Annotated in this window: 14 protein-coding genes; 10 read left to right on the top strand and 4 right to left on the bottom strand. The window is 69.5% G+C overall.

Annotated features, from left to right (window positions below; genetic code table 11):
- Nucleotides 1-16 precede the first annotated feature (16 nt).
- A complete protein-coding gene (bcp, locus tag AC5RUP_RS01840) occupies nucleotides 17-481 on the bottom strand; it encodes a thioredoxin-dependent thiol peroxidase (protein WP_494155033.1) in 465 nt (154 codons plus the stop codon).
- Between the two features lie 435 nt (nucleotides 482-916).
- On the opposite strand from bcp, the gene AC5RUP_RS01835 reads away from it, so the two are divergent.
- The 8 genes from AC5RUP_RS01835 (at nucleotide 917) to AC5RUP_RS01800 (ending at nucleotide 7227) form a co-directional block, all read left to right on the top strand.
- The gene (locus AC5RUP_RS01835; RefSeq protein WP_494155034.1) at nucleotides 917-1678 is read left to right on the top strand and encodes an SDR family NAD(P)-dependent oxidoreductase; all 762 of its coding nucleotides are present in this window, start codon (nucleotides 917-919) and stop codon (nucleotides 1676-1678) included.
- A 170-nt stretch (nucleotides 1679-1848) separates the two neighbouring features.
- Nucleotides 1849-3162 carry an MFS transporter gene (locus AC5RUP_RS01830; RefSeq protein ID WP_494158227.1) on the top strand — a complete coding sequence of 438 codons (1314 nt, stop codon included), beginning with the start codon at nucleotides 1849-1851 and terminating at the stop codon, nucleotides 3160-3162.
- Nucleotides 3128-3367: a FitA-like ribbon-helix-helix domain-containing protein gene (locus AC5RUP_RS01825; protein ID WP_494154929.1), complete on the top strand. Its 240-nt coding sequence runs from the start codon at nucleotides 3128-3130 to the stop codon at nucleotides 3365-3367. The genes AC5RUP_RS01830 and AC5RUP_RS01825 overlap by 35 nt, the downstream gene beginning before the upstream one ends.
- A complete protein-coding gene (locus AC5RUP_RS01820) occupies nucleotides 3364-3786 on the top strand; it encodes a type II toxin-antitoxin system VapC family toxin (RefSeq protein ID WP_494154928.1) in 423 nt (140 codons plus the stop codon). The genes AC5RUP_RS01825 and AC5RUP_RS01820 overlap by 4 nt, the downstream gene beginning before the upstream one ends.
- A 4-nt stretch (nucleotides 3787-3790) precedes the next feature.
- On the top strand, nucleotides 3791-5146 hold the full coding sequence (locus tag AC5RUP_RS01815; protein ID WP_494154927.1) for an MATE family efflux transporter: 1356 nt from the start codon (nucleotides 3791-3793) through the stop codon (nucleotides 5144-5146).
- Between the two features lie 9 nt (nucleotides 5147-5155).
- The gene (locus tag AC5RUP_RS01810) at nucleotides 5156-5770 is read left to right on the top strand and encodes a hypothetical protein (protein WP_494158226.1); all 615 of its coding nucleotides are present in this window, start codon (nucleotides 5156-5158) and stop codon (nucleotides 5768-5770) included.
- A gap of 102 nt (nucleotides 5771-5872) precedes the next feature.
- The gene (locus AC5RUP_RS01805; RefSeq protein WP_494065260.1) at nucleotides 5873-6301 is read left to right on the top strand and encodes a hypothetical protein; all 429 of its coding nucleotides are present in this window, start codon (nucleotides 5873-5875) and stop codon (nucleotides 6299-6301) included.
- A 41-nt stretch (nucleotides 6302-6342) separates the two neighbouring features.
- Entirely contained in the window at nucleotides 6343-7227 is an 885-nt protein-coding gene (locus AC5RUP_RS01800) for a DUF4261 domain-containing protein (RefSeq protein WP_494154736.1), read from the top strand.
- A gap of 13 nt (nucleotides 7228-7240) precedes the next feature.
- Here AC5RUP_RS01800 and AC5RUP_RS01795 read toward each other — a convergent pair whose 3' ends face one another.
- Complete coding sequence (locus AC5RUP_RS01795; protein ID WP_494154737.1) at nucleotides 7241-7789, bottom strand: CGNR zinc finger domain-containing protein; 549 nt, start codon at nucleotides 7787-7789, stop codon at nucleotides 7241-7243.
- Nucleotides 7790-7897: 108 nt separating this feature from the next.
- On the opposite strand from AC5RUP_RS01795, the gene AC5RUP_RS01790 reads away from it, so the two are divergent.
- Nucleotides 7898-8902, top strand: a complete 1005-nt coding sequence (locus AC5RUP_RS01790) for an EamA family transporter (protein WP_494154738.1) — start codon at nucleotides 7898-7900, stop codon at nucleotides 8900-8902.
- Here the strand turns inward: AC5RUP_RS01790 and AC5RUP_RS01785 are convergent.
- The gene (locus tag AC5RUP_RS01785) at nucleotides 8886-9563 is read right to left on the bottom strand and encodes an NADPH-dependent F420 reductase (RefSeq protein ID WP_494154739.1); all 678 of its coding nucleotides are present in this window, start codon (nucleotides 9561-9563) and stop codon (nucleotides 8886-8888) included. The two genes, AC5RUP_RS01790 and AC5RUP_RS01785, sit on opposite strands and share 17 nt — an antisense overlap.
- A gap of 255 nt (nucleotides 9564-9818) precedes the next feature.
- On the opposite strand from AC5RUP_RS01785, the gene AC5RUP_RS01780 reads away from it, so the two are divergent.
- On the top strand, nucleotides 9819-10094 hold the full coding sequence (locus AC5RUP_RS01780) for a DUF2277 domain-containing protein (RefSeq protein WP_494155465.1): 276 nt from the start codon (nucleotides 9819-9821) through the stop codon (nucleotides 10092-10094).
- Between the two features lie 69 nt (nucleotides 10095-10163).
- On the opposite strand, the gene AC5RUP_RS01775 is transcribed toward AC5RUP_RS01780, so the two are convergent.
- Nucleotides 10164-12629, bottom strand: coding sequence for a heavy metal translocating P-type ATPase (locus tag AC5RUP_RS01775; protein ID WP_494158225.1), 2466 nt, complete (start codon nucleotides 12627-12629; stop codon nucleotides 10164-10166).
- Nucleotides 12630-12703: the final 74 nt, after the last annotated feature.

Below are 12703 nucleotides of genomic sequence, written 5' to 3'. Positions count from 1 at the left end.
TTGCCCAGTCCGGAAATCAGACCCCGAGGGTTTCGCGCAGGCGGGCGACGTGGCCCTTGGCGTCCACGTCGTACTCGGCGTGCTTGATGGTTCCGTCGGGACCGATCACGAAGGTGCTGCGCAGCGTCCCGGTGAAGACCTTCCCGCCGAAGGTCTTGTCGCCGTAGGAACCGTACGCCTTGGCCACGGCGAACTCGGGGTCGGAGAGCAGCGGGAACGTCAAGCCCTCGGCGTCGCTGAAGGCCTGGATGGCGTCGGGGCCGTCCGGCGAGATGCCGACGACGTCGTAGTTGGCGGCCTGCAGGGAGTTGAGGCTGTCGCGGAAGTCGCAGGCCTCGGTGGTGCAGCCAGGGGTGGCGGCCTTGGGGTAGAAGTAGAGCACCACATTCCCGCCGGCGTAGTCGGACAGCGAGACCTTCTTGCCGTTGGCATCGGAGAGGGTGAACTCGGGGGCGGGCATGCCGGGTTGGAGCTGGGACACGAAGATCCTCTTTCGTCGGAAGTAACAGTGTGAACTGTGGTTTCCTCGTCGAGTCTAGTGGCGAGGCCGGCCGCCGATGCCCCCAGGGAACTGCGGGCGCCATCATCTACCGCCTGCAGTTGCAACCAAGTGGTGAACCGCACGCCACGGCCCGGAAGCAGTTGCACGCCTTAAGGCCCGGCCTGCCAATCAGGTAGGAGCCCTGTGCAGGTGGACCGGCGCTGGAACCGCTCGTCGTCGAAGTGTCAGCGGACACTGCGACGTCCGGTACGCTGGCGGAAGGACAATTCAGGAGAGCCAAAGAGCTTCGATCCACGGGTCGGTCGCTGGCGGGTCGGCGGTAAGTCGCCGACCCCGTATCTGGGGTCGTGTCGGCACGTCGCCACACGGCGCGCTCGATGACGCTCCCCCCAACGCAACGAAGGGAGTAACCGCATGGTGCTCTTGATGGAAGGTAAGGCCGGCCTCGTGACGGGTGCGGGCTCGGGTATCGGGCGCGCAGGTGCGATCGCGTTCGCGAATCACGGTGGCAAGGTCGTCGTCTCGGACTACAACGAGGAGTCGGGCCAGGAGACCGCCGCCCTGATCAACGAGGCAGGTGGCCGGGCCGAGTTCTTCAGGTGCGACGTTAGCGAAGAGGAGCAGGCGAAGGCGCTGGTCGACTTCACCGTGGACACATACGGCACGCTGGATTTCGCCTTCAATAACGCGGGCATCAGCGGCAGCTTCGCCCCTATCGGAGAGATGGACAGCGCCGTCTTCGACCGCGTTATGAAGATTAACCTGTACGGCGTCTTCTACTGCATGAAGCATGAGATCCTCGCGATGGAGGCCAGCGGTGGCGGCGCCATAGTCAACACCACCTCGAGCAACGGTCTGATCGGCATCCCCCGGAACCCCTCGTACAACGCCTCAAAGTTCGGCGTCGTGGGCATAACCAGGAACGTCGCGATCGACTACGGAGCCAAGGGTATCCGTGTGAATGCGCTGGCCCCGGGCCCCACGGCGACCTCTATGCTTCTCGGCGCGTTTGAGCAGCAGCCCCCGGAGGTGAAGGAGGCCACTCTGGCGTCTCTCCCAATGCGCGACCTCGTGGAGCCCGAGGACCAGGCCAACGCGGCCGTCTGGCTATGCTCCGACCAGGCAAAGATGATCACGGGCGTGACCCTCCCGGTGGACGGCGGGTACCTAGCCTGATCTCCCGGTTGCTCCGGTAGCGATGTCCGGCTGACTGAGCCCGGCAGGACCGGTGATCGAGTGACCCGCCTTCCTCATTGGGCGACAACGGTCGCCACTCCAGGGGCTGGGCCGAGGCTGATCTTTCGGTAATTCCGGCCTGCGGTCGCTTCTGGCCTAGCATCGGATCCGTGAGTGACGCGGAGCAACCCTGGGCAGGCCACCCGAAAGGCAGCCCGGGATACCGCAACATGCTCCTGGCGCTGCTCTTCGGCGGCTTCGCCACGTTCGCGCAGCTGTATTCGGTGCAGGCGGTGCTGCCCGGCATCGCCCGAAGCTTCCAGATCAGCGCGGCCGACGCCGCGCTCAGTCTTTCCGCGGCCACCATCGGCCTGGCCCTGGCCGTCATGCCGTGGTCCGCGGTGGCGGACCGGGCCGGCCGCAAGCGCACCATGACGTGGGCGATCGGCGCCGCCGTGATCCTGGGCCTGGCGCTGCCGCTGGCGCCGAATTTTCCCGCCCTGCTGGCGCTGCGCTTCCTGGAGGGCGCCGCGCTGGGCGGGATCCCCGCCGTCGCACTGGTCTACCTGAACGAGGAGGTGCAGCGACTGCATGCGGCGGTCGCGGCCGGCACCTACGTGGCGGGCACGACCGTGGGCGGCCTGGCCGGCCGTCTCATCGCCGGACCGGTGGCGGAGTGGGCCGATTGGCGCGCCGGCGTGCTGGCGGTCAGCGCCGCCGCCGCGCTGACCGCCGTGCTGTTCGTCCGGCTGTCACCGGCCCCGCGCGGCTTTCGGCCGATGATGCGCGGACAGGGGCCCGGGCTGGGGCAGCGGATCCTGGCCAACCTGCGCTCGGCGCCGCTGCGGGCGCTCTATGCCCAGGGATTCCTGCTCATGGGTGGATTCGTCGCCGTCTACAACTACCTGGGCTTCCGGCTGGAGGCGCCGCCGTTTTCCCTGCCCGCGTCGCTGGCCTCCCTGCTGTTCCTGGCCTACCTGGCCGGCACCGTGAGCTCCCGGGTGGCCGGCGGCCTGACGGCGAGGACCGGCCGGCTGCCCGTGCTGCTCGGCGGGATCCTGGTCAGCATCGCCGGGCTGGCGGTCACCCTCGTCGACTCGCTCCCGTTGATCCTGCTGGGGCTGCTGGTGTTCACGGGCGGATTCTTCGCCGCCCATTCGGTCGCGTCGGGCTGGACGCCGCGGCTGGCGACGGTCGGCGCGGCCCAGGCGTCCGGCCTCTACAACCTCTTCTACTACGCCGGGTCCAGCCTGTTCGGCTGGGCCGGCGGCCTCTTCTTCGGCCGGTTCGGCTGGATTCGCGTCGTCGCGTTTACCGCCGCGCTCGCCGTCGTCGCGGGCACGACGGCGGTGCTCGCCCTGCGTACCCGGGGCGCCGGAATAACCGGGAGAAGCAGGAAGCCTTGTGGGAGTGCATGCATAATGCATGCACGACGGCTAGGCTTGGATCATGACGGTTTCCATCACCATTCGCCACGTACCTGAAGAGGTAAGGGACCGGCTGGCAGAAAGGGCTTCCCGGTCGGGGCGCTCCCTGCAGGAGTACCTGAACGCTGAACTGCGTGAACTGGCGACACGTCCCAGTCCAGTGGATTTCGTCCGAGGGCTTGAAGCGGATGTCGAGCTGAATACCGGTGGCGGGGTTACTGCACAAGAGATCCTCGACGCTTTGGACGCGGATCGTCGGTGACCGCGTCGCAAGGTCTTGTCGTAGACGCGTCTGTCATCGTGTCGGCGTTGATCGGCGCATCTGAAGAGCAGGCCTGGGCTCGGAAGTGTCTGCAGGTCCAGAATCATGCGCCGGAGCTGGTGCTGTTCGAGTGCACGAGCGCTTTGCGTCGAACGGAGCAGGCAGGTCGGGTCAGCAGCGGACAGGCAGCGGCTGCTATTGGGCATCTGGGACGCTGGCCCGTCCAGCTCTGGCCGTTTGCCCCGTTGGCGGAACGGATCTGGGAACTGCGGCACTCCGTAAGCCCTTACGCTGCGTCCTATGTGGCACTGGCCGAACTGCTCGCGGTTCCCCTGGCGACGCTGGACAGCCGACTGTTGAAAGCTCCAGGGCCGCGCTGCCGGTTCGTCACGCCGGAATCCGGGCTGCAAGGCGCCTAAGCTGGTGGGCGTGAACCCGGAAAAGACCGCCGAGCAGCGGCAGGGACGGAGCCTGAACCGTCAAATCCTTGCACTCGCCATCCCCGCATTCGGCGCCTTGATCGCCGAGCCGCTGTTCCTGGCGGCCGATTCGGCCATCGTGGGGCACCTCGGCGTGGCGGAACTGGCCGGCATGGGGCTGGCGGCCACCGTGGTGCAGACCGTCGTCGGACTGATGATCTTCCTCGCCTACTCCACCACACCCGCGGTGGCACGGCTGCTGGGCGCCGGCCGGATGTCGGATGCGTACGGCGTCGGGCGGGACGGCATCTGGCTGGCGCTGGTCGTCGGCGTGGTGCTGGCCGCCGCCGGCTGGGCTTTCGCCCCGGACCTGACCGCCGCCATGGGGGCCAGCGGGCAGGTGCAAGGGTTCGCGGTGGACTACCTGCGCTGGTCGATGCCCGGCCTGCCGGGCATGCTGATCGTGCTGGCGGCCACCGGGGTGTTGCGCGGCCTGCAGGACACCACGACCCCGCTGCTGGTCGCCGGCGTCGGCTTCCTGGCCAACATCGGCCTGAACTTCCTGCTGGTCTACGGGATGGGGCTCTCGGTGGCCGGGTCCGCCATGGGCACCAGCCTGGTCCAGTGGGCCATGGCGGCGGTCTACCTCGTCATCGTCTACCGCGGGGCGGTCGAACACAGTGTGCGGCTGCGGCCCACCTGGGTCGGCCTGAGGGCCACCACGCACGTGGGGTCGTGGCTGATGCTCCGGACCCTGAGCATGCGCATCGCCCTGCTCGCCACGGTCTTCGTGGCCACCTCGCAGGGCCCGGTGAGCCTGGCCGGCCATCAGCTGGTGATGACCATGTACAGTTTTCTGGCCTTCGCGCTGGACGCCATCGCGATCGCCGCCCAGGCCTTGATCGGGAAGGAACTCGGTGCCTCGAACAAGGCGCTGGCACACTCGCTGACCCGCCGGATGATCGTCTGGGGCGTCGGATTCGGCGTAGTGACCGGCCTGCTGCTGGCGGCGGTGGCACCCGTGCTCGGCTGGGTCTTCACCTCCGACCCGGCCGTCCACCAGGCATTCACGGCCGCGATCTGGCTGCTGGCCCTGAGCCAGCCGATCTGCGGGCTTGTCTTCGTCCTGGACGGCGTGCTGATCGGCGCCGGCGACGCGCGCTACCTGGCGATCGCCGGCGTCGTGAATCTGGTTGCCTACGTGCCCCTGCTGATGTGGGTGGCCGCGGCCGGGCTGACCGGCACGGAGGGCCTGCTCTGGCTGTGGGCGGCGTTCGGGCTCGGCTACACCGCGGCGCGCGCGGTCACGCTCGGCTGGCGGGTTCGCAACGATGCGTGGATGGTCACCGGGGCACACTAGGCTTGAACCGTGACGATCCCGAGTACTACCCAGGCGGCCGTATTCTGGCAGCCGGTCCTGATCCGCGCCCTGGTGGCCGCCGCCTTCGGCGCCACCACCATCTTCTGGCAGGAACCCGACCGCACCGTGATGGCACTGGCCGGCGGGCTGTTCCTGCTGCTCAGCGGCGGGGCGGTCTGGCTGCTGGCCCGCAAGCCGGCCGCAGCGGCCCACCGCCAGCTGCTGCTCCTGCAGGCCGCGGTGCTCGCCGTGGCCGGCGTCCTGGCCTGCGCCCTGCAGACGGTGCCGATGTTCACCGTGCTGGCCACTGCGGCGCTGCTGGTCTCCGGCGGGGCCGAACTGATGCTCTGGTGGAGCAACCGCCCGGCCGGCGGCCGCGACGTTCCCGGGAAACCCGCGGCTGCCCCGGCCGCGACCGGTGAGGCCGGGTCCGTCCTGGCCCGCGACTGGCTGATCACCGGTGCCGTGTCCGTGGGCTTCGGCATCGCGCTGCCGTTCTTCGCGCACCTGGGCCCGCATGCGCTGCTGGGGGTGCTGGGCGGGGCGGCGATCATCATCGCCGTCGTCCTGCTGATCGCCGCCCTCAGCCTGCGCCACGACGCCGGGCAGCCCGCCGCCGGCTGAGTCCCGCCCGCAGGTGTGTTCCGCGCCACTGGCGCCTGCGCGGCAACTTCTACGACCGGTAGACTGGATGCAGGCTTTACCCGTCAGCAGGAGGAAATCATCGTGGGCAAGAACGCGTCTGGCCGTCCGGACGAAGGACGGATGTCCGTCAAGGGCCCGCTGATCTTCTCGGCGGTACTGGCCGTGATCGCCGGCGCCCTGACCATGGTCTTCGCCACCGGCGGGTCCGGAAACCTGCTGCGCTGGGACCTCGGCGTGACGGCTGCCGGCATCGCCTTCATCGCCTCGCTGCTGATTGTGGCGGTGCTGACCATGTCCACCAAGGAGAACCCGAGCCACCTCAGCGAGGGCTCCGGGATCCATCGGGTCTCCTCGAAGATCCCCGGCGGCGCGGGCACCGTTCCGGCCCCGGGCACGCCGCAGAGCCGGGCCCAGGTGGAAGAACAGCAGGCAGCGGAGGCCGCCGCACATCCCGACCAGGGCACCAACCGCCTTTCGGGCAACGACGACGACGGCGACGCGCGCCGCTGATGCCTGACGCCGGCCCGGCCGGGCCCGACAAGCAAGGCAACATGACCTCCGGCCAGCCTTCCCCGCACCTGCCCGACCCGGCGCATCCCGGCGAGGCCGCGGCGACCGGCGGCGGACAACCGCCCGAGGCGAAGACCACGGTGGCCGCCGAGCTGTGGTACCGGTCGGACCCCCTGCTCTTCGGCGAGGAACTCCAGGCGCGGTTGGCGGAGGAATTCCCCGGCGCCTCCTTTTCCGACGGCGTGGCCCTGCTGCCGCACGCCGCACACTCCTTCGACATCAACGGCGTCTCCGGCGTGAAAACCATCCGGCTGAGCACCGGCGTGGCCGTTCCCCGCGGGCCGCTGTCCGCGGCCGAGGCGCTGGCGGCAACCCCCGCGGACCAGAGCTGGTCCTGGCCCGACGCCGAGCAGCAGGTTCCCGGTTGCACCCACCGCATCCTGGTGACGGAGGTGGTGGCCAGCGGGTTCGAACCCAAGCCGCGGGTCGAGTCCTTCCAGCGGGTGCTGCGCCTGCTGGCCGCCGAGACGCGGCCCGCGGCGGTCCGCTGGCTGCACAACTCGCACTGGCGGGACCCCGGGGAGCTTGAGGCGGCCCACCCGCTGGCGGGCCCGGTGAACATGCGGTTCTTCCTGGTCAGCAACGACGAGGGCGCCATGGTGGTGGACAGCCTGGGCATGTACCAGCTGGGCCTGCCGGACGTGCAGGTGCACTTCCGCGACAAGGACCCGAACCAGATGGTGGAACTGGCCTTTAACGTGGCCGCCTACCTCTACGAACACGGACCCGTCATCGAATCCAACAGCCGGCTGAACGGTCCGGACGGCCTGGCCTTCACCGCCAGCTGGGAAGACTCGCTGCTGCCGCCGCTGCGGACGGTCATCGACCTCGATCCCGGCCCGCCCTACTCCGCCGGCAGCCGCTAGGGCCGCCGACCGGTCAGCCGGCGGCAGCCGACTTGCGCGCCCGGTAGGCGGCCACGTGCGTGCGGTTGGCGCAGTTGCCGGTATCGCAAAAGCGCTTCGACCGGTTCTTCGACAGGTCCACCAGCACCGCGGTGCAGTCGTCCGCGGCGCAGGTCCGCAGCCGGTCCAGCTGCTTCTCGCGGATCACGTCCACCAGCGCCATCGCCGCCTCCACGGCCATGCGCACCTCCAGCGGCGCGTCCGGGCTGGTGGCATGCAGGTGATAGTCCCACTGGTCGTGCTTGACCAGCTGCGGGACGGCGCCGGCCTCGGCCAGGATCGTATTGACGACGACGACGGCGCGGTCCTCCGTCGCGGACCAGATCTCCTTGAGCACGGGGCGCAGGGCGCGGACCGCCTCCAGCTCCGCCGTCGTATGCCTGCGCGAGCCGGTGAAGCCGAAGTCCGCCACGAGCGCATCGAGATCCGCCACGCTGGCTAGGGTGTCCGGGGAGACCTCGGCCGTATTGATCAGCCGGGCCGCGTCCACCAGCGAGTACTCCGTGTCATGAGCAAAGACCACATTGACTCCTGAACAGTGGCGGCGATATTGTCAGGAGTATACCGCTCATGACTCCTGACAGACCCGTTCTGCGCCGGGAGCGAACCCGCACTTCCCCAAGGATCCGTCATGGCCTCCACCGCCGCCGAACAGCGCACCCAGACAGCCCCGCCGCACCCCCGCTCCGCCGTGGCCGGCGTCGGCATCGCCCTGGCCTCCTCGGCGATCTTCGGACTCTCGGGGCCCTTCGCCAAGTCGCTGCTCGAGGCCGGCTGGACGCCGGGCTCCGCGGTGGCGGTGCGCATGGTGGCCGCGGCGCTGGTGTTGTCACTGCCCGCCGCGTTCATGCTGCGCGGCCGGTGGGGCCAACTGCGGCAAAACTGGAAGACCATCGGGCTGTTCGGGCTGATCGGCGTCGCCGGCTGCCAGCTTTTCTACTTCAATGCCGTTGCCAGCCTCTCCGTGGGGGTGGCGCTGCTGTTGGAGTTCCTGGCGCCCGTGCTGATTGTGCTGTGGCTCTGGCTGACCAGCCGCCGGCTGCCGCGGCCGGCAACCATCGCCGGTACCGTCCTGGCAGTGGCCGGCCTCATGCTCGTCCTCGACGTCTTTGGGCCGGTCAAGCTGGACGTTGCCGGCGTGCTGTGGGGGCTGGGCGCCGCCGTCTGCCTCGTGGTCTACTTCTTCATCACCGCCAAGCAAAACGACTCGCTGCCGCCGCTGGTGCTGGCCGCCGGCGGCCTGCTGGTGGGCGGTGTAACCATCGTCGTCCTGGGCGCGGTGCAGATTGTTCCGATGGCCTACAGCACGGCCGGCGTGGAGCTGGCAGGCTGGCAGACCCAGTGGTGGGTGCCGCTGGTCGGACTGGTGCTGCTGTCCACCGTGCTGTCCTATGTCACCGGCATCATGGCCGCACGGGCGCTCGGCACCAAGGTGGCTTCCTTCGTCTCGCTGACCGAGGTGCTCTTCGCCGTCATCTGGGCCTGGCTGCTGTTGGGCGAGCTGCCCGCGGCCATCCAGCTGGTCGGCGGCGCGCTGATCGTGGCGGGCGTGGTGCTGGTCCGGGCGGACGAGCTGCGCGGCCCCAAACCTGCGGTGAACCGGAAGTATCTCCAGCGGGCTAGCGGACGATCTTGAAGTTGAAGCGGGGCGTGCCGAGCGCGCCCCAGAGGCGGAGCCAGGCGGGCAGGAGCATTTCGGCGCCACGGGCGGTAGTGATGTCGCCGAGGTCGATGACATCCTGATGGCCGAAGTCCCTCAGGAGTTCGGTGACCGTGATCTTGGCATCGGCGTCGTTGCCGGATACGAAGACCGTTCCGGGGTCGGAGAGCAGTCCGGGGCGGGCCTGGAGGTCGGCGGTGAGCGTGTTGAGGGACTTCACGACGCGCGCCGCCGGGAAGGTGCGCTGAATCTGCTCGCCGAGGGAATCAGTGTCCTTGACGAAGAGGGTCGGGGGCATCCCGGCGCTGGGGTCCAAGGGATTGGCGATATCGAGGATGACTTTACCGTCGAGGTTTTCGGCCCCGGCCTGAGCCAGCACGTCCAGGGAGGCGCTGCCGGTGGTGGCGTTGACGATGAGGTCGGCGCCGGCTGCGGCTTCGGCGAAGCGGGTGACTCCGATGCCGGGGTTGGCAGCGGCCCAGACAGGGAAGGGCGGGGTGCCCATGGCATCTGTCGTGGTCCTGGACAGGGTAGCTTCCGGATCGCGGGTTCCGATCGTGACGGCGTGCCCGAGCTCGGCGAGACGCGCCGCGATGGTTTGGCCGACCCTGCCGGTGCCGAGGACTGCTGCTTTCATGATGGTCTCCTGTCCGGCTCGGGGTTACCCCGGTCGAGGGTGACTCCCTCACCACTTACTGTGCTCCTTCGGCCGGAGGCGGGCCAGTGGTCGAGGAAGCCGCAGGTGTTCCCGCCTGAGACCGAGGCGGGCGCTGCCGTCGTGCGCGGGAAGATGTGCGGCCACTCCGTCGTGCCCTGCCGGGGTGGTGCGATGCCGCGGCGGGGGAGCAAACTGGAACCAGCCCGCATCCACGATCCGAACCGGAGGCCCGACATGTGCCGGAATATCCGTCAGCTCCACAACTTCGAACCCAGCGCCACGAACGCCGAAATCGAGGCCGCGGCGTTGCAGTACGTGCGCAAGGTCAGCGGCAGCAACAAGCCGTCGAAGGCGAACGAGGAAGCATTCAACCGGGCCGTGCACGAGATTGCGCACATCACCGCCCACCTGCTCGATGACCTGGTGACCGCGGCGCCGCCGAAGAACCGGGAGGAAGAAGCCGCGAAGGCCCGCGCCCGCGCCGCCGTCCGCTATGGGGCCGCCGTCTAGGCCCGGCGCCGGGAACACGGGCCCGCCGGGAGACTGCTGCGCCGCCCTGCGGACTGCCGCCCCCGCCCGCTACCGTCCGAAGCGGCGCAGGCGCAGGGAGTTGGCCACCACCAGCACGGAGCTGGCGGCCATCGCGGCCCCGGCGATCATCGGGTTGAGCAGCCCGAGCGCTGCCACCGGGATGCCGAGCGTGTTGTAGGCGAAGGCCCAGAACAGGTTCGACTTGATGGTGGAGAGCGTCCGGCGGCTGAGCTCGATGGACTGCACCACCTGGCCGAGGTCGCTGCCCATCACGGTCAGGTCCGCGGCCTCGATCGCCACGTCGGTGCCGGCACCCATGGCGATGCCCAGGTCGGCCTGCGCCAGCGCGGCGGCGTCGTTCACGCCGTCGCCCACCATCGCCACCGTCTTGCCCTCGTCCTGCAACCGCTTGATCGCGGCCACCTTCTCCTCGGGGAGCACGTCGGCGAAGACGTCCTCGGCGGCGATGCCGACCTCGGCGGCCACCTCGGCGGCCACCGCTGCGTTGTCGCCGGTGAGCAGGATGGGGTGCAGCCCCAGGTCCTTGAACCGTGCGATGGCGGCGGCCGAGTTCTCCTTCACGGTGTCCTGGAGGCTGACGATCCCGGCGATGGTGCCGTCGACGGCGACCCAGACCGCCGTGGATCCGGCCTGCTGCTGCTCCAGCAGGGCGCGGCGGTGGGTGTCGGTGAGGGCGATGCCGTTCTCGTCCATCCAGTTGTTGCGGCCGACGACGACGGTGCTGGCGCGTCCGTCGCGTTCGGTCACGGTGCCGCGGACGCCGCCGCCGGCCGTGCTGTGGAAATCGGAGAGGGCGGGCAGCGCATCCTTGCCGGCCGTCGTCGGGCCTGCCGTCGCGCCGGACGGCGTGGCGGTGCGCGCCGCGACCTTGCGGGCTGCTTCAACGATGGCCAGGGCGATCGGGTGCTCGGAGCCGGCCTCGACCGCGCCCGCCAGCAGCAGGACCTCGTCTTCGCTGCGGTCCGCCAGGGCCAGCACGCCCTCCACCGCCTGCCGCCCGGTGGTCACGGTGCCGGTCTTGTCCAGCACGATGGTGTTTACGTGCCGGGTGTCCTCGAGGATCTGCGGCCCCTTGATCAGGATGCCCAGCTGGGAAGCCCGGCCGGTGCCGGTGAGCAGTGCGGTCGGCGTGGCGAGCCCGAGCGCACAGGGGCAGGCAATCACCAGCACGGTGACGGCCGCGGTGAACGCCGCCTGCAGGTCGCCGGCGAAGACCATCCAAAGGGCGAAAGTGACGACGGCGATGACCAGCACGATGGGGACGAAGACGGAGCTGATCCGGTCGGCCAGCCGGGCAATCGGGGCCTTGCCCGCCTGCGCCTGGCTGACCAGGCGGCCCATCTGCGCCAGCGTGGTGTCCGAGCCGACCCGGGTGGCGCGGACCAGCAGCCGGCCGGAGGTGTTGATGGTGGCGCCGGTGACGGTGTCGTCCACATCCACTTCCACCGGCACGGATTCGCCGGTGAGCAGGGAGGTGTCGACGGCGGAGTGCCCGTCCACCACGTAGCCGTCGGTGGGGATCTTTTCGCCCGGCCGGACCACCATCATGTCGCCCGGCAGCAGGTCGGCGGCCGGTACCTTTACCTCGGCGCCGTCCCGCAGCACGGTAGCGTCCTTCGCGCCCAGGTTGAGCAGCGACTTCAGGGCGTCGCCGGCCCGCTGCTTGGCGTTGGCTTCCAGATAGCGGCCCAGCAGCAGGAACGTGACCACCACGACGGCCACCTCGAAGTACAAGGCGTGCTCGGTCATGTCGCCGTGCACGTGTTCGGTCATCATCGGGTCCATGACCAGCTGCCAGGCGGAGAAGAAGAAGGCCGCCAGCACGCCGAGGGACACCAGCGTGTCCATCGTGGAGGCGAGATGCCGGGCGTTGATCGCCGCGGCGCGGTGGAACGGCCAGGCCGCCCAGAACACCACCGGGATGCTGAGCGCGAAGGCCACCCAGCCCCAGTGCGGGAACTGCGCGCCGGGGATCATCGAAATGATGAAGATCGGCAAGGTCAGGACGGCGGCCGTCCAGAGGCGCGGACGCAGCTGGCCGGCGGTGCCGCCGTGGGCCATGTGGTCCTCACCCTCCACGTCATCGGCGTGCCCGGCGTGATCGCCGTCGTCAGGGTGGCCGGCGGGTCCGGAGTGGTCGTGCCGGTCCCGGTCGCCGGGGCCGGGGTCCGCCTCCGGGTTCCCGTCGTGCCCGTGGCCCGTATCCCCATGCCGTGGGGCGGGCGCGGAGTGCGGCGGCGGCTTCACCCGGGCCTTGTAGCCGGTGGCATTCACCGTGTCCACCAACTGCTGGTTGGTGACGCCGTCCGGGACGAGCACGACGGCGGACTCCAGCGGCAGATTCACGCTGGCCTGGACTCCTTCGATCTTGCCGAGCTTGCGTTCCACTCGGTTCACGCAGGAGGCGCACGTCATGCCCTCGATCGCCAGTTCGACGGTTCTGGTCGGGTTCGGCTCGGCTACAGGATCCATGGTGCCGGGATGGGAGGCCATTGGTTGGTTGTCTCGATTCTGCGTGGGACGGTGCGGGCGCAGCACGTCCGCCGGGGCATGAAAGGGGGCCGACG

It is taken from the genome of Arthrobacter sp. Y3223151 (genome assembly GCF_059091125.1).
Note: the sequence above shows the minus strand (reverse complement) of the source record. Positions and strands in the feature narration are given on the sequence as shown.